The organism is Brenneria sp. g21c3, from assembly GCF_040240345.1.
In the GTDB taxonomy this organism is placed as follows: Bacteria; Pseudomonadota; Gammaproteobacteria; order Enterobacterales; family Enterobacteriaceae; genus Brenneria.
Genome location: NZ_JBEIAB010000008.1, coordinates 66,938 through 89,864, shown reverse-complemented (window position 1 = coordinate 89,864; position 22,927 = coordinate 66,938). Strand labels below are relative to the sequence as shown.

Genomic DNA, 22,927 nt, shown 5'->3' with positions numbered 1-22,927 from the left:
GGTCGGTTACTGCGCCGCGTCGCCCGGACGCATGGTCGACAGGCCGCCGGGTACCTGTAGCGTCGGCGTAATCTCGATATTGCCGAAATTGACGGCCACCGGCGCGGCCAGCACGAACGCCACGGTATCCGCAATGTCTTTCGCCTGCGGCAATTCGAAGCCGTCGATAAAGCGACGACGCCCCTCTTCTTGATCGCCCATCACGTTGCCGAAAATATCGGTGGCGACGCGGCCGGGGCAGATTTCCGTCACCCGCACGCGCTTGCCGTAGCAGTCCACCCGCAGCTGGCGCGACAGCGCATGAACGCCGGCTTTGGTCGCATGGTAGATGGAGTTGCCGTTGAAATTGTAAATCGCCGCGATCGAGGTGATGTTGATGACGTGTCCGCAGTCGCGCTCGACCATCCCCGGCACCAGCAGGCGGCACAGGTGCAATACCGCGCGCAAATTGACGTCGACCTGGATATCAATCGCCTCTTCATCCGCGTCCAGAATCGAGCCGGGACGGGAAACGCCCGCGTTATTGACCAGGATATCGACCTGAATTTCACGACACAGCCGCGTCAGCGCATCGGTATCCGCGACGTCGATGGCATGAGGAATGCAGCCGGTGCGCTCCGCCAGCGCGGAGAGTTGATCCTGACGACGCGCCACGGCATGGACAGTGATGCCCTCCTGACACAGACGTTCCACAATCGCTTCCCCCATCCCGGCGGACGCGCCGGTCACCAGCGCGGTTTTATAATCTGAAAATGGCATCTCAATTCTCCTGAACGATTGTCAGCTCACCGTTATTCCAATAAACGTGCCGAGTCATTCGACTCTATCCAGTAAATGAAAACGGGTATAAGACATAAATGATTTGAGGCGATAAGGGAGACTTATAACCTCGGATAAGGGCGCGGCTAACGAACCTGACGCGACGCCGGTTCGATGCGCAGACCCGCTTCTTCAATCACGGCGCGCAATGTTTTCACCATGTCGATCGCTTCCGCCGTATCGCCATGCACCAGAATCGACGACACATTCGCGCGCAGCATTTCGCCGTCGATGCTGCGGATGGTTCCTTCGGTCAGCAACTGACGCACCCGCGCCTTAACCTGCTGTAAATCGTGGATCACCGCGCCCGGCTTGCCGCGGCTGACCAACAACCCGTTGCTTTCATAGGCGCGATCGGCCAGGAAAACGCACGCCACCGGCAATGCCAGCCGCCGCGCCGCGCGCTCAACGGCATTACCGGCCATGGTGCTGACGATCAACGTCGGGTCGAACGCTTGCACGGCGCGCAACAGCGTATCCGCCAGCGCCTCGTCCTCAGAGGCCATGTTGCCGAGCGCGCCGTGAAAACTCATGTGCGTCAGCGGATAGTCCGCGGCGCGGGCAAAGGCGGACAGCGCGCCGAGCTGATAAGTCACGTAATGCGCCAGCACCTCGGCTTCTATCTGCATCCGTCGGCGGCCGAACCCCATCAGATCCGGCAATCCCACATGCGCGCCCAGATCGACGCGATGTTTTTTCGCCAACGCCACGGTCTGCGCCATAATCACCGCGTCGCCGGCGTGAAAACCGCAGGCGACGTTGGCGGAGGTAATCAGCGGCATCAGCGCGGCGTCGTCGGCAATGCGATAATCGCCGAAGCCTTCGCCAAGATCGGCATTCAAATCAATCGACTTCATGATCAAACCTCTATTTTTCGTAACGTGAGAATGGCGCTGTCGTACTCCACCGACTCCCCGTGAGCGACCCGCAGCGCGTCGACCGCGCCGTCGGCCGGACTGAGCAGCGGCAGGTAGATCAACCCCACTTTCAGCAGAGCCAGCACCTCGCCTTGCTTTACCGTCGAACCGGGCGGCGCGAACGGCTGACCGTTGCTCGGGTGCCACAGCCAGACCGTGCCGGGCATGGATGCGCGCAAGATGGCCGTTTGCGCGTCGGGCGGCGCCGCGGCCGGCGACGGCGTTGGCGCCTCCCCGACCGGCAGCGCGCCGCAGGTCGGATCAAACTTGAGCCGAACGCGATAACCGTTGCCGCCGATCTCTATCTGAGATAGCCCCGACCGGCGCATTTTTTGAGCCACATTGCGTAAATCCTTCAGAGCTAATTGGCTTGTGTGCATACTTATCCCGTCAAATCGTCCGCCGTGATTGCTGATTCTTCCCAGGGGCGGCCAAAAGGACAGACGGTGCGGAGGACGCGACTATACGGCGCGATTGAGGGCGGCGCCGCATCGGCTTCCTTCCGCCAACCGCCAGTCAGTGCCGGCGCGCTGGGGATAAAAAGCACTGTAACGTAGCCAAACAGCCATTCGGTAAGAGGGTTTCGCTTTACGATGATAAGGGAGACTTATTACCCCACCAGCGCCAGCGGACGGTTATCCGTCGTCCGTTTAGCCATCAGCGCCAACAAGATATCTTTGACCGCCTTCGCGGGTTGCGACAGGGGCAGATGATCAGACATACAAAATGACAGCGACGCCTGTAGATTGGGATTATCGATTTTCGCCATCCAGGCGTTGCTGGCCTTCAGCATCGCGCGCGCGGAAGATTCCGGCATGATGGTGCAGCCTAATCCGGCGCCCACCGCGGCGTTCAGCGTCGTTTGCGACTCGATTTCGCAGTTCACCCGGTAGGCGAGTCCCTGAAGGGTAAAGGCATCATCGACCACTTTACGCATGACGTTATAAATGCGCGGCAGAAACAGGTCATAGCGCGCGACTTCCGCCAGATCGACGCTCCCTTTCGGTTTGCCCAACGAGGCCGGGCAGACAAAATAGAGATCTTCTTTCATCAGCGGCATAAAACGTAAGCCGTGGATCTCGCGCACGCCGTAAATCACCGCCATATCCATGCGGCCATTCATGATCAGTTCGCTTAAGGTGGTGCCGAAATTTTCATTGAAATACAGCACGATGCCCGGATGCTGACGGCGCACTTCCTCCATCAGCGGCAAGGCCAGTTGCTGAGCCGCCGTCCCCGGCGCCAGCCCGACGGAAACATTGCCGGACAGCGCCAAACCGGCGCCGTCAATGGCGCTCTGGGCCTGATCGCACTGACGCAGGATCACCTGCGCATGGGTGTAGAGAATTTTCCCCGCCTCGGTCGGCGTTACGCCGCGCTTGGTGCGAATGAGCAATTGCTGATTCACTTCCCCTTCCAGAGTGGCTAATTGCTGGCTCAGTGCGGGTTGCGCAATATGAAGAATATCGGCGGCCTGCGTCAGGCTGCCGACGTCAACGATTTTTATGAAGTACTTTAGTCGACGGAGATTCATCATGGTTTCCTCGCAGCGATGTCTTTACATTTGTGTAGCAAGTTCTGAGCCAAATATATTCACCAGGCTGAAATCCTTATCTTTCTTTTATCTATGTACGAATTTCAATCTATTAGCGGCGAAATTCAGCGCCGACAGGCCTACGGGGTCTTTTTCGCCGGCAACCGATACCCGTAATTGCACCATAGAAGTGCAATGGCGGCGGTAATGCAAACCATGACCGGCCGATCGCCGAAGCGCCGCCGGTAACCATCGTTTTGTGTTATGTCACCACAACAAAGCGCTATTAGCCCGCCGCGACGATTCGCTCTTATGCTCTGTCCGACGTAGACCATTTCTTAATGGCCTGATTCTTTGCTCCATGTCATGCCGCCTGCTTTGGCCGATGTTATGCGGTATCGGCATGACGCGACTCTGGACTGACTGGAATCCCCACACCATGCCTGAAATTGCCGATCGCTTAAAAAATGTCACTGTTTCCGCTTCCGTCGCGATGACCCAGAAAGCGCGCGACCTCGCCGCCCAGGGGATCGCCGTCATTGGTTTATCCACCGGCGAACCCGATTTCCCCACGCCGCCGCATGCCATAGAGGCGGCCTATGCCGCCGCGCTGGCCGGCGATACGCGCTATCCGCCGACGGACGGCACGCCGGCGCTGCGCGCCGCCATTCAGCGTAAATTCAAGCGAGATAATCACCTTGATTATGAAATCAGCCAGATTATTACCGCGGGCGGAGCCAAGCAGATTATTTTTAACGCCATGCTGGCGACCATTAACCCCGGCGATGAAGTGCTGATCCCGACGCCATCGTGGATTAGCTATGCCGATATCGTGAAATTCGCCGGCGGCGTGCCGGTGCCGGTGCCTTGCCCGCAGGAAAACGGCTTTAAACCCTATCCCGCGGAGATTGAAAAGGCGATCACGCCGAAAACCAAATGGCTGCTGCTCAACTATCCCAGCAATCCCACGGGTTCGGTCGCCAGCCGTCAAGAGCTACAGGCTATCGCCGACGTCATGTTGCGCCATCCTGACATCTGGATCCTGACCGACGATATCTATGAACATCTGATTTATGACGGCATCACCTTCTATACCATCGCCGAAGTGGAACCCCGACTGATCACGCGCACCCTGACGGTCAACGGCGTATCCAAAGCCTGGTCGATGACCGGCTGGCGCCTCGGTTTTTGCGGCGGCCCCCAAGATCTGATCAAAGCGATGAGCAACGTTAACACCCAGAACAGCGGCGGCGTCGCCACGCTGACGCAGGCCGCCTCGGTTGCGGCGCTGGATGGGCCTCAGGATCTGTTGAAAGAGCGGGCGGAAATCTATCGTCAGCGCCGTGATTATGTTCTGGAACGGCTGGCGTCGATTGACGGACTGCTGTGCCATAAGCCGCAGGGCGCATTTTACCTGTTCGTGAATATCGCCGCGTTTATCGGCAAAACCTCGCGCGAAGGCCATGTCATCAGCAACGATACCGACTTTGTGCTGGCGCTGATGGAAGAACAGCATGTGGTGACCGTTCAGGGCGCGGCTTACGGTATGAGCCCCTTTTTCCGCCTCTCTTACGCCACCAGCATGGAAATCTTGCAGGAAGGCTGCGACCGCATCGCCGCGTTTTGCGCAGGCATTCGCTAACGCTTCTTCGTTCTTCCTCCACACCGTCGGGAATGTTAACGCCTGTCTGCGGCGGCAGGCGATGCCCGACGGCCGCAAAAACGGCGTATTATACGCAGTCACCCCCTCCGCTATGCCATTCCCGCGTCGGCGCAAATCCAGCAATGTCTGTCTCTGTCCAGGGTTGCAGCGGGAGATCCCCGCCTACTGCCGCGGGGATGACGGGAGTGATGGGGTGTTGCGGGGGTGACGGAGCGTTGCCGGGATTGCGGGCTGTTGCCGGAGACGGCGGGTGTTGCCGGAGACGGCGGGATACCGGCTGGCATCACCCCAAAGCGGCGCCGGCCACCTGGCGGCAGCTTCTGGTCAGCGCGGCCAGATAATCATTCACCGCCCGGCTGACCGCTATCGCTTCATCGACATGACTCTCAACCAGTTGAATGCGATCCCCGGCCCGCGCCTGTCCCAGCCGCCAGAGATCGTCCTCAATCAGACCGGCAATCTTCGGATAGCCGCCCGCGGTATTCGCATCGCTCAGTTGGATAATGGGCTCGCCCGCCGGCGGAACCTGCACCACGCCGGGGATCAGCCCGTAAGAGCGCATTTCCACCACGCGGGAAGGGATTATGGGTTCGCCGCTCAGCCGGTAGCCGGTGCGGTTGCTGTGATTGGAGATGGTCCACTGCTGCGACCAAAAGCGCGGGGCGTCGTGGGCGAAAAGCGCATACTCCCCGGACGGGATAGCGCGAAGTTGCAAGGCGCCGCCGCGGCCGAGCGGAAATACGTCGGCCAGCGCGACATCCGGCGGCACCACGCCGAGGCCGCCGGGCGGCGGTTCAGCGCCGACGGCCTCGCCTATCGGCAGGCGATCGCCATTGGCCAGCGGCCGTCCTTCCAGTCCGCCGAAGCCGCCGCGTAACGCCGTGCTGCGCGATCCCATCACCACCGGCACGTCAATGCCGCCCGCCACGCAGAGATAGCCCCGCGCTCCCTGACGCGGATAGCGCATCTCCAGCGTTTGTCCGGCCCGAACCCGGCAGGCCCACCAGGGCGGCAAGGCCGCGCCGTCAAGCGTGGCCCGGCAATCGGCTCCGGTTAAGGCGATCGCCGTATCGCGCTGGAAACACAGACGGAAAGGAAATAGCTGAACTTCAATGCCGGCGGCGTTTTGCTCATTGCCGAGCATGATATTGCCCACGCGCAGCGCCAGCGAATCCATCGCGCCGCTGACCGAAACGCCGATATGGCGAAAACCGGTGCGACCGAGGTCTTGCACCGTGTTCAGCGGGCCGGTTTTGATCACATCTATCACAGTTCAATCCTTTCGGGTAGAAAGCGAATATTGTCGCCCGGCGCCATCAGCGCGGGGGAGTCGGCCAGCGGGTCGAACACCGCGATATCGGCAAAACCGATCGCATTCCAGCCGTTCGGCCCGGTCAGGGCCGCAATACCGGTCTGCGCGCCGCCGATGGTTACCGCGCCTCGCGGCATCTGCAACGACGGTACTTTTTTGCGCGGCGTGGCGATCGTCGGATCCAGGCCATGCAGATAACCGAACCCCGGCGCGCTGCCGAGGCAAAATACCGTATAGCGTCCCTGGTAGTGGCGGCGCACCACTTCGGCGGCCGGTAAGCCGCTAAACTGACAAACCGCATCCAGATCGCCGGCATGTTCGCCGCCGTAACAGACCGGAATTTCAATCAGCTTCCCTTTCGGGGCGATCGATTGGGCGCTGTCCCACGCCTCCCGCAATAACGCGGCGACCGCCTCGGGATCGGGCGGCGTTTGTTTAAACAACACCAGCAGATTGGTCACGCCGGGAATCAATGACTCGATATCGTCGCGCCGCCGCAATACGTCCGCCAGCGCCCAGATACGGCGCTGGGCGGGCAAATCAAAATCACCGGGCGCATCGATCAGATAAGCCCGACTGCCGATGGTGGATACCTTCACCTGCTCGCCCAAATTGACAAGCGATAAAGAGATGCGCCCCGGCATCTCTCCAGACAACATGGTCATCACTTATTCCAGAGGTTCAAATTTCAGGCTGGAAAACGGCTGCACTCTTTCTTCGCGCACCATTTTGTATTCGGTATCCGGGCCAATCCAGGTATTCCAGATTTTGTCGATAACGCCCGAATCATCCATCGCTTTCATGCTGCCGTTCACCGCATCCAGCAGGGCGGGCTCATCTTTCTTCATACCGACGCCAATCGGCTCCAGCGCCATCGGCTCTTTGATCATGCCCAGTTCGATACCGTCTTTTTTCGCCTGGGAAATCATTTTGATGCCCGTCATCGTGTTGGTGACGAAACCGACGACTTTATTTTGCTCAAGCGCCAAAAAGGCGGATGCCGCATCCTGGAAGGTCACGGCTTTGGCGCCGGCCAGATAGATTGACTGTTCGGAGGTGGTGCCTTTGGTGGCGCTGATGCGCTTATCTTTGAAATCAGCGCGCGTTTTATTTTCGTTGGGCTTCTTCACCACCAGAACTTCTTTCGCAATATAGTAGGGATCGCTGAACTGAATCTGTTTACCGCGTGATTTCGTATAGGCCAGATTGGCGATCAATACATCGGCGCGGCCGGTGATAATGACGGCGATACGCGCCTCAATCGAGGTCGGCACCAAATTCACGCCGACGCCCATCTGTTTCGCCAGCGCGTGGCAGAGATCGACATCCATTCCCACTAACTGTCGCGTTTTAGGATCGGGAGAAGAAAACGGCGGCACATCGGAATACACCGCGCAATTCAACTGACCACGGGATTGAATATCCGCCAGCGCATCCGCATGCGCGGTTGAGGTCATCATCAAGGGCATCGCCAATACCGCGCCCGCAAGCAATTTCAGTTTCATCATGAGTTCCCCGATATTTTTTAGTTGAGAATAGAAGTTACCCCTGTCTTCTCCTGATTAAGCATTTAAAAACAGCGTGATAGCAATAAAACTTATCTTTTGCCGCTACCGTAATATGACTATAAAAGCAAAGAGGGAAAGATGTATAAGACGGAAAGCCTGTGTGGCGATACGCAATTTGTATGACGGGGAGACAGCAGCCGGGTAAATATAAGGAAAAACTATCCAGGCAGAACGAAATTATCTTAACAGCCTGCATGACGGTCACTCTATGGTAACAACAGCGTCCTTTATATCCGGGACGCACATTCGATTTTTAAGCCAGAGAGTGAAGTTAACAATGAATTCGAGAGTGGGCGTATTACTGAAAATAATGTCGGCCCTGTGTGCAACGTTAATGCTGGCCTGCGTAAAAGGATTGAACGGCGCAATTCCAACCGGCGAGGTGATTTTTTTTCGTTCCTTTGTCGCGCTGATCCCATTGCTGATCTGGCTTAAATTTCAGGGCAATGTTATTGAATTAATAAAAACCAAAAATATATTCGGCCACCTGGTGCGCGGTTTTTCCGGTACCGGAGGCATGTATTTTAATTATCTGGCGCTGGTCTATATTTCGCTGGCGGATATGACCGCGATTAGTTATGCCGCCCCGCTGTTTACCGTGATTATGGCGGCGATACTGTTAAAAGAGAAGGTGCGCTTCTACCGCTGGCTGGCGGTGGTCGTCGGTTTTTCCGGGATTATCGTCATGCTCTGGGCGCATTTAAACGCCAGCGGGTCGGTATTCTCCTCCCATTCGGCCGCGGCCGGCTCCGCCATCGGCGTGCTGTTTGCCCTACTGGCCGCGCTCTGTTCCGCCACCTCATCGGTGCAGATCCGTTTCCTTAATGGTAAAGAAAAGCCGGGCGCCATTGTTTTCTATTTTTCGCTGATGACCATGTTTATTGGTCTGGCCACGGCATGCTTTGGCTGGCTGATGCCTGACGCCAAACAGTTGGCGTTGCTGATCGGCTGCGGTTTTTTCGGCGGCATGGCGCAAATTCTGATCACGCTCAGCCTGCGTTACGCGGACGCCTCGCTGCTGGCCCCCTTCGATTACACCACGATGGTATGGGCGATGCTGATTGGCTACCTTTTTCTCGACAGCATTCCGGAATTCTCCACCATCGCGGGCGCCGCCATTATCGCCTGCGCCGGTATTTTTACCGTCTGGTGCGAACGGCGCCGTGCGCCGGTGCGTCGCTCCGCCATCTAGCCGGCGTCGAAACGAATGCGGCGGGCTACACCGACGCCCGCCGCATTCATTTATGCCGAACTTATTATTGGATGGCCGATTTCACCACGGTCGCCAGCGGCGTGGTAGGACGGCCAATCAACCGGCTCAGTTGATGTTCATCGTCAAATAAACCGCCTTTGGACGCGCCCACATCCGAATCGGCGATGATATCCGCGAACGCCGCCGGTACGCCTGCCGCGGCCAACGCCGCGCTATATTCCGCCTCCGGCAGATTCTGGTAACCAATGGTCTTGCCCGACTGAAGGCTGATTTCGGCCGCCAGCTGCGCCAGCGTGTACGCCTCATCGCCCGCCAGTTCGTAAACCTTACCGGCCTGATTGTCCAGAGTCAGCACCGCGACGGCGGCGGCGGCATAATCAGCGCGGGTGGCCGAGGAAATTTTCCCCTCGCCGGCGCTGCCGATAAACACGCCGTGCTGCAATGCGGCGGGTATGCTGGCCGCGTAGTTTTCGCTATACCAGCCGTTGCGCAGCAGCGTATAAGGCAGGCCGGAGGCTTTGATCAGCTCCTCGGTTTCCCGATGCTCTTTCGCCAGCCCCAGCGGCGAGCGATCGGCATGCAGAATGCTGGTGTAGGCCAGCAGCTTGACGTTGGCCTGCTTCGCCGCCTCAATCACATTACGATGTTGCGCCGCGCGTTTTCCCACTTCGCTGGAGGAAATCAGCAAAAGTTTATCCACGCCTTGCAACGCGGCGACCAGAGAATCCGGCTGATTGTAATCCGCCGCCTTTACCTGAACGCCGCGTGCGGCTAAATCAGCGACTTTCGTCACATCCCGCACCAGCGCCAGAATGTCGCCCGCCGGTTGTTTCGCCAGCAGTTGTTCAATTACCAAACGGCCCAACTGGCCCGATGCACCTGTAATAGCAATCATCATGAAGCTCCTTTATTTGACGGTCATTGACAGGCATAATAGTCCACAAGCTAACTTTAAGTAAGTACGTACATAAAGGTAAGTATCGTGTCAGAAAAAGTCGCCGCCGCCGCTTCATCATCCGTTATGCCGTTGCAGGGCAATCTGTTCGCTGAAAAATGCCCTTCCCGGCAGGTTCTCAATCATGTCACCAGCCGCTGGGGCGTGCTGATTTTAGTGGCGTTACTGGATGGAACACACCGTTTCAGTCAGCTACGGCGCAGAATCGACGGGGTCAGCGAGCGCATGCTGGCGCAAACGCTGCAATGGCTGGAAAATGATGGATTCATCCTGCGAACCGCTTACCCGGTGGTACCGCCGCATGTCGAATACAGCCTGACGCCGCTGGGCAAAGAAGCCAGCGAGCGAGTCAAAATTCTGGCCGACTGGATTGAGGACAATATCGCCGCCATATTAGCGGCGCAGACGGCGCATCAGGATCGATAGTCCGCAGGCTGGCCTGCCCCATGAGTCGACGCCGGTTGCCGAACGCGCGAGCGGCTTCGGTTTTTTCTTAAAAAATACGTCGCTGTTTTTAATAAAACACCACAACCCACTGTATATACAGATTATTTAACTAAATATTGCGTTTAACTCATCATTTCATTCGGTCATGATGCGCCGGCATGGTCTAAGCTTGGTTATGTACTCGTCAATCACAGGAGAAAATATGTCTATCGAAAAAGTTCTCTATGTTGCTCATGCCAAAGCCACCGGCGGGCGCGACGGTCGCGCGGTTTCCTCGGACAAGCATCTTGATGTCAAACTTGATGTGCCGGAAGAGCTGGGCGGCAAAGGCGGTGAAGGCACCAACCCCGAACAGCTGTTTGCCGCCGGTTACTCCGCCTGTTTTCTGGGCGCGCTGAAGAGCGTCGCCGCAAGCGAGAAAGTCTCGCTGCCATCCGATACGTCCATCGAAGGCAGCGTCGGTATCGGTAAACTTCCTACGGGTTTCGGTATTGAAGTGGCGCTGAAGATCTCGGTTCCGGGCTTTGATAAAGCCAAGGCGGAAGAACTGGTGAAGAAGGCTCACGTGGTTTGCCCGTACTCGAATGCCACCCGAAACAATATTGATGTCACGCTGACGGTTGTCTGATTCGCATCCCCGCACGATTAATCCGAAGTCAGAGAACCGACTCCGGATTATTTCTTCTTGACCGGCGCGCTTAAACGCCCGCCGTTCACGGCAACTTAGTTGATTTCTTTACCCTATTGCAATGAACGCGGGCCATAGAGCATACCGCGGGGCTGACCGGCTGCAAGCAAACGTCCGCCGGCAATTCCGGCGATATCGTGGCCTTTATCCGTCATGGTGCTGGCGATTTGGTTAACCGCCGCCTGCACCAGAATACCGATAATGCCGCCGCCGGCGTTCGACTGCCGCTTGGCGCCGGATGCCGTGGCGCTTCCGCGCCATAATAAAGTGCCGGTTGGTAAAACGATGAAAAATCAAAAGGATAACCCGCCGAAAAATCCCTGTAACCTGCTGAATCGATTAAATAATTTTATTAACCCTCGCTCTTCTTACCTGTCCTATATCAAGGTTGCCGGTCATTAAAATCATTAGGATGATGGATAGTCACAGGGGGGACAGTTGCATTTTCTTCTGACGAGATGCTGGCCCGCCCCATGCCAAACGCCTTTCAGGTAACCGGAAAGAAATCCCGGTATCCAAAATTAGAAACTCGCGCGTTGATCTGAGCGACGACTTACCGTTTTCCGGTGGGGTGCGCCGCCTCAATGCGCCAGGGAAGAAAGGCGATATTATGTATATGTTATTTTTCGATAAAAAATAGTATTTCGGAAGATAATTGTGATTAATAAACAATAATCGCCGATTTATCCATTTATTTTTCTTTAGATCATATTTTTGTCTGATAATATGCATCTATTCACTTTCAAGGGGCGAACGCGGCGGCAACTTGAAAGAACAAGGACACATCCCTTTAAACGTGGCTCAAACGAGACATTCTGTTTTTATCATCATCACGGAGTGAACAATGTCCTGCCATTTCGTCCGGTGGACCAGCACGGAAGCACTGCCCAATCTCCAAAGATTGCCGGATGAGCTTATTTCATCGACAAAAAGTTTTGCGGCCAAACGTCGCGAGCGTTATTTGAAAAGCCGGGCGCTGCTGGCTGAGATGATGTTCTATTTTTTTGGCTATCAGCAACTCCCCAAACTGCTCGTTTCCTCGGACGGGCGCTCCTATTTTGCCGATCCCTGCCTGCCTAATTTCAGCGTGGGATATGCCGGAAATACCATCGCGATTCTGCTCAGCGAAGAGGGCTGCGTCGGCGTGGATATCGAGATCGTTCACATGCGCTCAAACAATCAGACGCCTGCGGCTATGCAGACCCAGACGCCGGCGGAAAAGGCCTGGATCGAGGCGCAATGCGATCCGCTGGAAGCCGCGACGCAGCTGTGTACCATTCGCCATTCCCTGATGAAAATACCGCGTTCGAACGCGTGTCGCGCGGAAAACCTGAGGCTCCATCCGGCCTCCGGACGGCTGAGTTCCAACGCGCTTCCCGCCGTTGAAGTCATGAGCGACATTGATGATTATCTGGCCTGGGCCTGCGCGCACGTCCCCACGCTAAACCGTCTGGTCATGTGGACCTACTCCACCGATGCGGGCATGAATAAAACCGGAGAGATCGTGCAACAGCAGCGCCAGTCCTTACGCTATATGAAACTAACCAGCCACACGGCGGAAAAATCGTCGCCGGAGACGCCTGCGCAATCATGATCGGTCGTCAAAATAAGGCGGGCCATCACGCCTCGGCATAGCGAGGCTGACGACGATGCAGAACCCCGGGAGGAATCCCCCGGAGCATGATAAATTTAATGAGCGTCGATAAAGATGATCTTTAACAAGAACAACAAGGCCACCACCACCACGCAAGGGCTGATCTCGCGCCAGCGTCCCGTCGCCAGTTTCATCACGCAATAAGAGATAAAGCCCAGCGCGATCCCTTCGGTGATCGAGAAACTGAACGGCATCATCACCGCCGTAACAAAGGCGGGGACGGCCTCGGTTAAATCATCCCATTTCACCCGCGCCAGGCTCGATGTCATCAATACGCCCACATAGATCAGCGCGCCCGCCGCGGCATAAGCCGGCACCATCCCTGCCAGCGGCGACAGGAAAATGACCAGCAGGAATAGCAGGCCGACCACCACCGCCGTCAGGCCGGTACGCCCGCCGACGGTCACGCCGGAAGAACTTTCGATATAGGCGGTAACCGAGGAGGTGCCGATAAACGCCCCGGCGGCCGAGCTGATGCTATCCACATATAACGCCTGCTTCATGCGGGGAAACTTACCGCGTTCATCCACCAGACCGGCTTTATCCGTTACCCCAATCAACGTACCGGAAGAGTCGAACAGGTTAACCAGCATAAAGGAGAAAATCACGCCGGACAGCCCCAGATTCAGCGCGCCCGCAATATCCACCTGACCCACGACGGAGGTGACGCTTGGCGGCATCGCGAAAACGCCGTTAAACTTAACATCCCCCAGCAGTAAACCGATGACCGTGGTCACCACGATTGAAATCAGCACCGCCGCATGAATATTCCTCGACGCGAGAGCCGCGATAATGAAAAAGCCGAGCGCGCCCAGCAGCACGCTGTGGGAGGTTAAGTTACCCACCGTAACCAGCGTTTCAGGGTTGGAAACAATAATGCCGGCGTTCTTCAACCCCATCATGGCGATAAACAGACCGATGCCGCTGGCGATACCCAGCCGTAAACTCAGCGGTATATTGGCGATCATCCAATAACGGATCTGGAAGATAGTCAGCAGCAGGAAACCAACCGCGCCCCAGAAAACCGCCCCCATCGCCACCTGCCATGACAGCCCCATCGCGCCAACGACGGCAAAAGCGAAAAAAGCGTTCAGACCCATGGCCGGCGCCAGCGCAACGGGCAGATTCGCCAACAGGCCCATAAAGATACTGCCAAACGCGGCAATCAAACAGGTCGTGACGAACACCGCCTGCGTATCCATGCCCGCAACGCCTAAAATCTGCGGGTTAACGAAAACGATATACACCATGGTCAAAAAGGTGGTGAAGCCGGCGATCATTTCCGTCCGTACGGTCGTGCCATGCCGGGTCAGTTTAAATACACGCTCCAGCACGCCTTGCCCGTCAGCGGGAGCCGATTGCAATTTATTCATTGTCAGTGTTCCAAAAAAAAGAGGATAGTTTTGGGCTATCCTATAACAAAATCGCGCGCATTGACGCGCACCCGCCATTTTTTCTTTCCATAAAAATAACTTATACCCATAGAGTTAAAGGGGCGGGAAGGTAGAGGCCGTGTCGCCAACGCGTCGGGATAGAATTGACCGGACAATGTCGAACGCGCCAATCACCGGAGCCGCATCACGTTCAATATCGCCAATAAAGACGAATTTTTTATCAATGGCGACATATAGCGACATTCGCCATTAAATTATTAAATTAATTATTCTTATAATAAAAACCAGCAAACAGCCGCTCTACTTTATTAAAGAGAATATTGTGAATAATGTTATTCGCTAATCGATAGAATGATGAGGAAATAAAAATATTTTTATAAAAATTGTCATTGAAACGTCATCAGCCATATGTATAAAATAGCGCACTTTGTTCGGTGATTATCCGCCAGTTGAATTTGCATTTAACTAACCTGATGGAAATTAATTAGCAAAATAATAAATAGCAGGACACCAAGGTGATTAGCCAAAAACCAAAAATAAAAGTTAGCTCGGTAATTAAATTCATCCTAAAAATATTACTGCTAATGTTTATCACTCTGGTGATTGTTGCGATTATTGAAATGATCTATACCAGTACACGTAACTATCTCGGCTACTGCACCTGGGATAATCAACGAATGGGAAAGCGTTATACCACGCAGGAACGGCTGGATATTGCTATCGCCAAGTATCTGCAATATCAGATTACTAAAGATTATTTAGAAATAAGAAAAGCAGAACGCATTAATTCTGACGATTTTGACGAATTGGAACAACGCTTCATTTTGATTCAGTACAACAGCAAAGAGGAATTCATAAAAGAAAATCCGACATGTTGCGAACGTACTTGGGCGTTAGTCGAGGGACCTGTTTTAGGTTTCTGGGAACGCACGGATGGCATAGGCGATGGTATGTTCGATTTTCGGCACAAAATTCGTTATATCGATAAAAAAAACAACAGCTATAAGGAAATTATTTCTAAAAAAACATATTACGAGGTCAACAATTGTGGTTATGCACTTGGCCATTATTATTTTTAGTTATAGATAAATTATCATGACTTAAGGCATCTAAAAAATCAAATACACTACCTCAAGGAGAGAGTTATGGCACTTCCCAGCGCAGAGCAAGTCACTAATAAATTGGCCCTCAGAACCAATAATAACTTTAATTCGTTGCAATAATTATTAATTAACATTCTTATTTGGCAGAAAAAACAAAAACTGTTTAAACATTTTCATTGAAGCACAGTGAGCTTCAATGTATAAAATATCTTTATCATTTGGCAACTATACGCCAGTTGAATTTTCATTTAACTAACTTGATATACAAAATAATAAATAGCAGGACACCAAGGTGATTAGCCAAAAACCAAAAATAAAAGTTAGCTCGGTAATCAAATTCATCCTAAAAATATTACTGCTAATGTTTATCACTCTGGTGATTGTTGCGATTATTGAAATGATCTATACCAGTACACGTAACTATCTCGGCTACTGCACCTGGGATAATCAACGAATGGGAAAGCGTTATACTACGCAGGAACGGCTGGATATTGCTATCGCCAAGTATCTGCAATATCAAACAACGGGTGATTATTTTGAAATCGGAAAATCCGAACGCATTATTGGTAGTTCTGATGAACTAGAGCAACATTTTACTTTGATACACTACCGTAACAAAGAGGAATTCATAAAAGAAAATCCGACATGTTGCGAACGTACTTGGGGGTTAGTCGAGGGGCCTGTTTTAGGTTTCTGGGAACGCACGGATGGCATCGGAGATGGTATGTTCGATTTTCGACATAAGATTCGCTATATAGACAATAAAACTGGCACCCATAAATATATTATTTCAAAATATTCATATTATCAGGTTAATAATTGCGGCTATGCTCGCAGTGGTTAGTTCTATAAGTTTAAAACAGAAGGAACCAATGTACGGACCGTTTAATTGGGTTTTAATATTACTAAGCAAACCGCTTCAAGGAGAACGTTTTGGCACTTCCCACAGCAGAGCAAGTCACCAATAAATTGGCCCTCAGAACCAATAATAACTTTAATTCGTTGCAATAATTCTCAATTAACATTCTTACTCGGCAGAAAAAAACAAAAACTGTTCAAAAAAATTCATTGAAGCACATTGAGCTTCAATGTATAAAATAGCTCGTATCGTTTGGCAACTATCCGCCAGTTGAATAGATATCCAACTAATTCAATGTAAATTAATTAGCAAAATAATAAATGGCAGGACACCAAGGTGATTAGCCAAAAACCAAAAATAAAAGTTAGCTCGGTAATTAAATTCATCCTAAAAATACTACTGCTAATGTTTATCATTCTGGTGATTGTTGCGATTATTGAAATGATCTATACCAGTACACGTAACTATCTCGGCTACTGCACCTGGGATAATCAACGAATGGGAAAGCGATATACCACTGAGGAACGGCTGGATATTGCTATCGCCAAGTATCTGCAATATCAAACAACTAAAGATTATTTAGAAATCGGAAAATTCGAACGCATTATTGGTAGTTCTGATGAACTAGAGCAGAATTTTGCTTTGATACATTACAGTAACAAAGAGGAATTTTTAAAAGAAAATCCTGAGTGTTGTGAGCGTACGTGGGGGGATGTAGAAGGTCCACAGTTCAGATTTTGGGATCGCACGGACGGTGCTGGCGACGGAATGTTTATTTTCCGACACAAAATTCGTTATATAGACAAAAAAACCGGTGCCCATAAATATATTTTTTCAAAATACTCACATTATCAGGTTAATAATTGCGGCTATGCTCGCAGTAGTTAGTTCTATAAGATTAAAACAGAAGGAATCAATGTACGGGCCGTTTAATTGGGTTTTAATACCACTAAGCAAACCGCTTCAAGGAGAACGTTTTGGCACTTCCCACAGCAGAGCAAGTCACCAATAAATTGGCCCTCAGAACCAATAATAACTTTAATTCGTTGCAATAATTCTCAATTAACATTCTTACTCGGCAGAAAAAACAAAAACTGTTCAAAAAAATTCATTGAAGCACATTGAACTTCAATGTATAAAATAGCTCGTATCGTTTGGCCACTATCCGCCAATGGAACCATTGGCACGAAATTAAATTATTTCAATGTCAATTGATTCGCAAAATAATAAATAGTTAAATATAATTCAAAAAAATAAATATTAGTGCTGTAACCAAATTCACTGTGGGAATATTTTCTATATTCGTTTATTTTTTTCACCGGGTAATGATACCCACAATCTGTCTATGGAACTTACGGCTACCGATCATCAAATTATTCAGGATGAATAAATAGCATGACCAATAATAATCATCTTATATTTCTAATGGCAGCTATGCTGTTCACCGTGCTCCTGCGGCTGGCGCTCAGGCATTTGAATGTCAAAAAAACCTTCATATTTCTGCTTTATGCGGCCCCGGTTACCGTCCTGCTGTGTCTGGCGCTTAATTTTTCCGGTTTCTGCTTCGAAAACATGCGTCCGCTTTCCCGTGAAGAGAAAATGACCACAGCTATCAGATATATACTGGCGACCTACCCGCCATTGATAAATATGGGCAACGACACCTCTTCGCCTTACTGGAGGGAATGGACCAAAAGAGAGCGGCCCGAACACCCGATCGACTATCGCGATATCGCCCATTTCCGGGACGTTAACCCGGATTGCTGCAAAATTCTTTCCTGGAAACAGATCAGTGACTATGCCTCGCTAAAAAGTCGTTTGACGGGCGGCGCAGGCAGTGCGGTTAACGTGACTTACAAGGTGTTTTACCGAGATGCGGATAACCAGCCCGCATCACAGACGGTGACTAACCGTGTCGTGATATACAACTGTGGCATGCCGTGGTGAATCGGTGACCAGACAACCCAAAAGAGAAAATATGATACCGATACTGGCCCGGAAAAAACGCGCCAAGGCGAACTCCGTCAATCAGGCATTAAGCACACACCAAAAACAGGCGGGTGAATAACATGACTATCTGGAAGTTACTGCGGGAGGCGCTGTTTTTACTACTGCTCTTCCCGCTGGTTGCCATCATTATGCATCTGACGCTCAATTATTTCGGCTTCTGCTTTGAGACCTATAAGCGCCTTTCCGACGAGGAAAAAATCACCATCGCTCTCCGGAATACGCAGGCACATTACCGTTCCACGTTATATGGCGGAACGCGTGAGCTATCAAATGCTACAACGCCGCCCTTCCCCTACAAAGACATCGCTCACTTCCGGCAGGCCAACCCGGACTGCTGCCGAATCACCAATGTTCAGGAGCGCTTGGGCTACCAAATCACACTGGGAGACCGGCTATGGGGTAGTAACAGCAGCTTTGTCGAAGTGAAGTACCAGACCTTTTATCTGGATGCAAACAACCAGCGCGCATCAAAAACGGTTACTGAATTTGTCGCGATATCTAATTGCGGTCATCCATGGTCAGGAATCTGACCCGATAGCGCTTAAGGAGAAATGCTATGCCCGTACTGACCCCGGAAGAGATCACCAACCTTTACCTCTACGGCACAAAGTCACGCCCCGGCGACCTGCTGGATGAGCGCCTTATCCGCGCCTCCGCTGAAGAAATACAGGCGGCTAAGGCGGAAGCCTCTACAGAAGTAGACATTAACGACTACATGGCCGAGGTTGGCCGCTTCACCTCCCCCGCCGATTTTGAAATCATCAATAAATTTTTTGCCTCGGACGATCTGCCTGTCGGCAGCTACAACGAGCAAGACATGCGTGACCTACTTGACGTGGATGAAAAATGGATTGTACAGAAGCAGTGGGCTTTCAGCGACGACACCGAGGACTATGCCGCACGGGTATATATCTGGAACTCAACGGCGTTTGAGATTGACGATCACGTCCGCTTTATCGTTGAAAAAGATGGCAGCCGACGGATAGAAAACTTCGCCATTACTCCCCTTAACCACGGCCCCGACAACTTCGACTTCAAGTCTGAAGACACGCTGGCCAGACTGGGCAACGGCTATCTTGAGGAGATCGTCGATCCTTCCGGCATCGGGCGAAAGGTTATCATTAACTTTACAGGGGATCGCACCCTGACGACACTGGATGCGGAGGGGTACCGTCAGGCGGTTGCCTCAAAACCCAGCGCAAGCCTTACACCTAAGTTATCCCTGTTGAGTGAAATCCAGAGATTGACGGATGAACTGTTCGCGTCCGGTTCAACAAGGGCGCTGTTCGATAACAAGCCGATACTCTATGGCAGCCGGCAAAGCGACGTCATGACGGGCTATGATGCAAAAAATGAAGATCTGGACGACCACCGGCACCTGGAGAACTATGCCGACAATGGTGTTGTTTATGTGGGGGGAGCAGGAAACGACACCATCAAAGGAACCCGTCATGATGACATTCTTATTGGCGGACAGGATGACGATATCCTGCAAGGCGGGGCCGGAAACGACATTTATATCGTGGATGACGGCGATACCATTCTCGATTCAGATCATAAAGGCAATATTTACCTCAACAACAGACTCCTCACCGGCGGTACCCGCAAGGAAGGCGATGCCGAGAATACCTATACCGGTAACGGCAACGAATATGTGCTGGACGGCAGTACGCTGACCGTTAACGGCAGCCTGACCATCCGCAACTACGACAAAGATAAAAACTCGCTGAACATCATGTTGAGCGACGACGAGCCGGATGAAACGCCGGAAACCGGCAAAGCTGAAACCGCTGTCTCGCCCATTGTTATCGATCTGGACGGCGACGGCATTGAAACCCTGAAAACCGGCGCGGCGTACTTCGATCTGGATGGCGATGCGCTAAGCGAACTGACCGGCTGGGTCAGTCCCGACGACGGGCTGCTGGCGCTCGATCGCAACGGCGACGGCCGCATCGGCAACGGCGGCGAACTGTTCGGCAACCACACCCTCCTGAGTAACGGCAAGACGGCCGACAACGGATTCCTGGCGCTGACCGAGTATGATGATAACGGCGACAAGACCATCGACGCGCAGGATGCGGCCTACGCCAACCTGAAAATCTGGCGCGACCTTAACGGCAACGGTAATAGCGACGAAGGCGAACTGCAAAGCCTTGCCGACGCCGGCGTGAGCGCCATCAGCACCGACTACAAAAATGCCAGCCGCGTCGATGCCCACGGCCACCAGCACCGTCAGACGGCAAGCGTGACGCTGAGCGACGGCTCGGTCTCCCGCGCGACGGACGTGTGGTTCAAAGTAGATACGGCCCGCCGCATCAACAGCGGCGATATTACGCTAACCGTCGAGTCACTGTCTCTGGCTAACGCCAAAGGGTTTGGCAAGGTACACGATTTGCGTCAGGCGATAATACTCGATCCTGAGTTGAAAGAGCTGCTGAACCAATATACCGGGGCCGCAGACGGCGCGGACCGCGATGCCCTGCTTGACGACCTGATCTACCGCTGGACCGGGGTTGCCGATGTCGATCCCCATAGCCGCGACTCGCAAGCATACGGTCATCAAATAGATGCGCGCCAGCTTGTCGCGCTGGAAAGTCTGACCGGCCGCCCTTACGTAAGCTCATGGAACAAGGGCAAAGACAGTGCTAATCCGCTTTCCGTAGCGGCCTCAATCCTGAAGGACGAGTACCAGAAGTTCAAACGCTTCACCGCCGCGCAAATCCAGGCGCAAACCAACTATGCCGAAGATCTGGATAGTATCCGCTCGGCGTTTGGCTCCGACGCGCACAGCATTACCGTCGACTGGGCGGCGCTGGAGAACAAATTGCAAACGCTGTACGCCGAGGGCCGTGTTGAACGTATTCCCGGCGTATTGGCGATTCTGACCGATCTGGGCGCCTATTCGCCCGGCTACCGCAGCAGACGCGACGCCGCTTTCCAGACGATTATCGACGCCAACGCCAGCCTGGCGCCCTTCTTTGAATCTGGCATCCTGTTCGGCACAACGGGCGACGATAATCTGTCCGGCGTGAATACCGGGTCCGCCTTTATTGGCTTCGACGGCAACGACCGGCTCCAGGGGCAGAAGGGAAACGACAGCTACTATATCTTCCGCAACCAGGGCGATGACACCCTCGCCGATCGCGGCGGTATGGATCAGATCGTGTTCGGCAGCGGTATCGGCCAGACCGATCTGACATTCTCGCGAGACGCCGCTACGATTCACATCCAAATCAAAAACGCCGACGGCGGCGAAGCCGGTTCGGTGCGCATCGACAATTTCTTTAACGCCGACGGTTCGGTAGCCACTGGCGCTATCGAGCGGTTCCGTTTCATTGACGGCAGCACGCTAAGCCAGCAGCAAATGCTGGACGCGCTGCACGCCGCGTCGCGTACAACCGGAGACGATACGGCATTCGGCGACGATAAAGGCGACGTCATTAATACACTGGCAGGCAACGATACGATTTACGGCCTGGGCGGCGACGATCGGCTGTATGGCGATGAGGGCGACGACATCCTCCATGGCGGCAGCGGCAACGACATGCTGACGGGCGGCACAGGCAATGACGCGCTCTACGGCAATCAGGGCGATGACACCCTGTACGGCGGAGAGGGCGACGATAGTTTAAACGACGGCGAAGGCGCTAACGCGCTGTACGGCGAAGCGGGCAACGACACCCTGCTCGGCACCGGCGTGCTTGACGGCGGCGACGGCGACGATACCCTGCGCGGCCAGGGGGCCGATACGTTGCTGGGCGGCGCGGGCGACGACGTGCTGGAAACCCTCAGCCACCGCAGATACCGCTACGCCAATACGCTGGCAGGCGGCAGCGGCAACGATACGCTTTATGGTTCCTACGGCGACGACACCTACCGGTTCGAACGGGGAGACGGTCAGGATTTATTAATCGAATGCCGCACCAACATGGCGCTTCCCCAGGTTACGCCGAGCACCGACACGCTACGCTTCGGCGACGGTATTACGGCCGACGATCTCGACTTCACGCACCGCGACAGCGATCTGATTATCGGGTACGGCGGCGGCGATACCATTACCGTGCAGAACTGGTTCCGGGGAATGAGCGACCACTTCAAACTGAACCATATCGCGTTCGCCGACGGCACCTCTCTCACTCAGGCCGAGGTGGAAAAACGCACGGTGCGGCGCGGAACCGACGGCATCGACAAGTTCGTCGGTTATCGGGATAAAAGCGAGTTTATGCTGCTGGGCGACGGCAACGATCAGGTCTGGGGCCGCGGCGGCGACGACATCATCTATGGCGAAAACGGCAACGATTATCTTAAAGGCGAAGCCGGCAACGACACGCTGTACGGCGGCCGCGGCAACGATGTTCTGATCGGCGGAGACGGCAGCGATACCTATGTATTCGCCGCCGGCGAAAACCAGACCGTCATCAGGAATCAATCCGGCACCCCGGACGACGATGTCGACGTCCTGCGTATTGAAGGCATCGCCAACGACGCCCTGTGGCTGTCGCGATATAAAGACGACCTGATGATCGACGCCATCGGCTCAAGCGATCGCGTCGTCGTACAAAACTGGTATGCCGACGCCGGCCAGCGCCTTGACAGCATTCAAACCGACGGCGCATCGCTGTCCGCCGCCAACGTGGACAATCTCATCAATGCCATGGCCGCTTTCGGTTCGCCAAGAGGCGGAGAGATCCGGCTGACGCCGGAACAGCGTCCCCAGTTCGAGCAGGTGCTGGCGGCAAACTGGCAGTAACCATTTAGCGGGGGAACGCCCGTTTCCCCGCTATTCAAGTA

20 protein-coding genes and 1 pseudogene are annotated in these 22,927 nt (G+C 53.7%); 11 read left to right on the top strand and 10 right to left on the bottom strand.

The genetic code is table 11. The annotated features are described in order from the left end of the window. Positions 1–6: 6 nt before the first annotated feature. The 4 genes from ABRZ28_RS13860 to nac form a co-directional block, all read right to left on the bottom strand. Positions 7–759, bottom strand: coding sequence for an SDR family oxidoreductase (locus ABRZ28_RS13860; RefSeq protein WP_330520563.1), 753 nt, complete (start codon positions 757–759; stop codon positions 7–9). 146 nt (positions 760–905) lie between these two features. Continuing rightward, entirely contained in the window at positions 906–1,676 is a 771-nt protein-coding gene (locus ABRZ28_RS13855; RefSeq protein WP_330520562.1) for a LamB/YcsF family protein, read from the bottom strand. A 2-nt stretch (positions 1,677–1,678) separates the two neighbouring features. After that, positions 1,679–2,077, bottom strand: coding sequence for an acetyl-CoA carboxylase biotin carboxyl carrier protein (locus ABRZ28_RS13850; RefSeq protein WP_330520561.1), 399 nt, complete (start codon positions 2,075–2,077; stop codon positions 1,679–1,681). Between the two features lie 269 nt (positions 2,078–2,346). After that, positions 2,347–3,270, bottom strand: a complete 924-nt coding sequence (gene nac / locus ABRZ28_RS13845) for a nitrogen assimilation transcriptional regulator NAC (protein ID WP_330520625.1) — start codon at positions 3,268–3,270, stop codon at positions 2,347–2,349. 439 nt (positions 3,271–3,709) lie between these two features. On the opposite strand from nac, the gene ABRZ28_RS13840 reads away from it, so the two are divergent. Beyond that, entirely contained in the window at positions 3,710–4,912 is a 1,203-nt protein-coding gene (locus tag ABRZ28_RS13840) for a pyridoxal phosphate-dependent aminotransferase (protein ID WP_330520624.1), read from the top strand. A gap of 304 nt (positions 4,913–5,216) precedes the next feature. Here ABRZ28_RS13840 and ABRZ28_RS13835 read toward each other — a convergent pair whose 3' ends face one another. Genes ABRZ28_RS13835 through ABRZ28_RS13825 form a run of 3 tightly spaced genes read right to left on the bottom strand, consistent with a single transcriptional unit; the run spans position 5,217 to position 7,750 of the window. Next, complete coding sequence (locus ABRZ28_RS13835; RefSeq protein WP_330520560.1) at positions 5,217–6,203, bottom strand: 5-oxoprolinase subunit C family protein; 987 nt, start codon at positions 6,201–6,203, stop codon at positions 5,217–5,219. After that, entirely contained in the window at positions 6,200–6,904 is a 705-nt protein-coding gene (gene pxpB, locus ABRZ28_RS13830; protein WP_442878700.1) for a 5-oxoprolinase subunit PxpB, read from the bottom strand. Before pxpB ends, ABRZ28_RS13835 begins: the two co-directional genes overlap by 4 nt. A 9-nt stretch (positions 6,905–6,913) precedes the next feature. Further along, positions 6,914–7,750 (bottom strand): transporter substrate-binding domain-containing protein, encoded by an 837-nt coding sequence (locus ABRZ28_RS13825; RefSeq protein ID WP_319605103.1) that lies wholly within the window; start codon positions 7,748–7,750, stop codon positions 6,914–6,916. A gap of 340 nt (positions 7,751–8,090) precedes the next feature. On the opposite strand from ABRZ28_RS13825, the gene ABRZ28_RS13820 reads away from it, so the two are divergent. Next, positions 8,091–9,005: a DMT family transporter gene (locus tag ABRZ28_RS13820; protein WP_330520559.1), complete on the top strand. Its 915-nt coding sequence runs from the start codon at positions 8,091–8,093 to the stop codon at positions 9,003–9,005. Between the two features lie 64 nt (positions 9,006–9,069). On the opposite strand, the gene ABRZ28_RS13815 is transcribed toward ABRZ28_RS13820, so the two are convergent. Continuing rightward, positions 9,070–9,921 carry an SDR family oxidoreductase gene (locus tag ABRZ28_RS13815; protein ID WP_319605102.1) on the bottom strand — a complete coding sequence of 284 codons (852 nt, stop codon included), beginning with the start codon at positions 9,919–9,921 and terminating at the stop codon, positions 9,070–9,072. Positions 9,922–10,047: 126 nt separating this feature from the next. On the opposite strand from ABRZ28_RS13815, the gene ABRZ28_RS13810 reads away from it, so the two are divergent. Both ABRZ28_RS13810 and ABRZ28_RS13805 read left to right on the top strand, forming a co-directional pair. Next, the gene (locus ABRZ28_RS13810; RefSeq protein WP_319605101.1) at positions 10,048–10,407 is read left to right on the top strand and encodes a winged helix-turn-helix transcriptional regulator; all 360 of its coding nucleotides are present in this window, start codon (positions 10,048–10,050) and stop codon (positions 10,405–10,407) included. A 223-nt stretch (positions 10,408–10,630) separates the two neighbouring features. Further along, positions 10,631–11,056, top strand: a complete 426-nt coding sequence (locus tag ABRZ28_RS13805; RefSeq protein WP_319604973.1) for an organic hydroperoxide resistance protein — start codon at positions 10,631–10,633, stop codon at positions 11,054–11,056. A 113-nt stretch (positions 11,057–11,169) separates the two neighbouring features. On the opposite strand, the pseudogene ABRZ28_RS13800 reads toward ABRZ28_RS13805, so the two are convergent. Beyond that, positions 11,170–11,397: pseudogene (locus ABRZ28_RS13800) on the bottom strand (GNA1162 family protein); the annotation flags it as partial. 563 nt (positions 11,398–11,960) lie between these two features. On the opposite strand from ABRZ28_RS13800, the gene ABRZ28_RS13795 reads away from it, so the two are divergent. Further along, on the top strand, positions 11,961–12,710 hold the full coding sequence (locus tag ABRZ28_RS13795) for a 4'-phosphopantetheinyl transferase family protein (RefSeq protein ID WP_330520558.1): 750 nt from the start codon (positions 11,961–11,963) through the stop codon (positions 12,708–12,710). 95 nt (positions 12,711–12,805) lie between these two features. Here ABRZ28_RS13795 and ABRZ28_RS13790 read toward each other — a convergent pair whose 3' ends face one another. After that, the gene (locus ABRZ28_RS13790) at positions 12,806–14,143 is read right to left on the bottom strand and encodes an NCS2 family permease (RefSeq protein WP_330520557.1); all 1,338 of its coding nucleotides are present in this window, start codon (positions 14,141–14,143) and stop codon (positions 12,806–12,808) included. Positions 14,144–14,679: 536 nt separating this feature from the next. Between ABRZ28_RS13790 and ABRZ28_RS13785 the strand changes: the two genes are divergently transcribed. From ABRZ28_RS13785 to ABRZ28_RS13760, 6 genes are all read left to right on the top strand, one after another. Next, positions 14,680–15,243 carry a hypothetical protein gene (locus tag ABRZ28_RS13785; protein ID WP_330520556.1) on the top strand — a complete coding sequence of 188 codons (564 nt, stop codon included), beginning with the start codon at positions 14,680–14,682 and terminating at the stop codon, positions 15,241–15,243. A 316-nt stretch (positions 15,244–15,559) separates the two neighbouring features. Beyond that, on the top strand, positions 15,560–16,111 hold the full coding sequence (locus tag ABRZ28_RS13780) for a hypothetical protein (protein WP_319604970.1): 552 nt from the start codon (positions 15,560–15,562) through the stop codon (positions 16,109–16,111). Between the two features lie 351 nt (positions 16,112–16,462). Continuing rightward, on the top strand, positions 16,463–17,014 hold the full coding sequence (locus tag ABRZ28_RS13775; RefSeq protein WP_330520555.1) for a hypothetical protein: 552 nt from the start codon (positions 16,463–16,465) through the stop codon (positions 17,012–17,014). Between the two features lie 507 nt (positions 17,015–17,521). Next, entirely contained in the window at positions 17,522–18,073 is a 552-nt protein-coding gene (locus ABRZ28_RS13770) for a hypothetical protein (protein WP_330520554.1), read from the top strand. A gap of 122 nt (positions 18,074–18,195) precedes the next feature. Beyond that, complete coding sequence (locus ABRZ28_RS13765; RefSeq protein ID WP_330520553.1) at positions 18,196–18,666, top strand: hypothetical protein; 471 nt, start codon at positions 18,196–18,198, stop codon at positions 18,664–18,666. Between the two features lie 26 nt (positions 18,667–18,692). Beyond that, positions 18,693–22,886, top strand: coding sequence for a calcium-binding protein (locus ABRZ28_RS13760; RefSeq protein WP_330520551.1), 4,194 nt, complete (start codon positions 18,693–18,695; stop codon positions 22,884–22,886). The last annotated feature ends 41 nt before the right edge of the window (positions 22,887–22,927 follow it).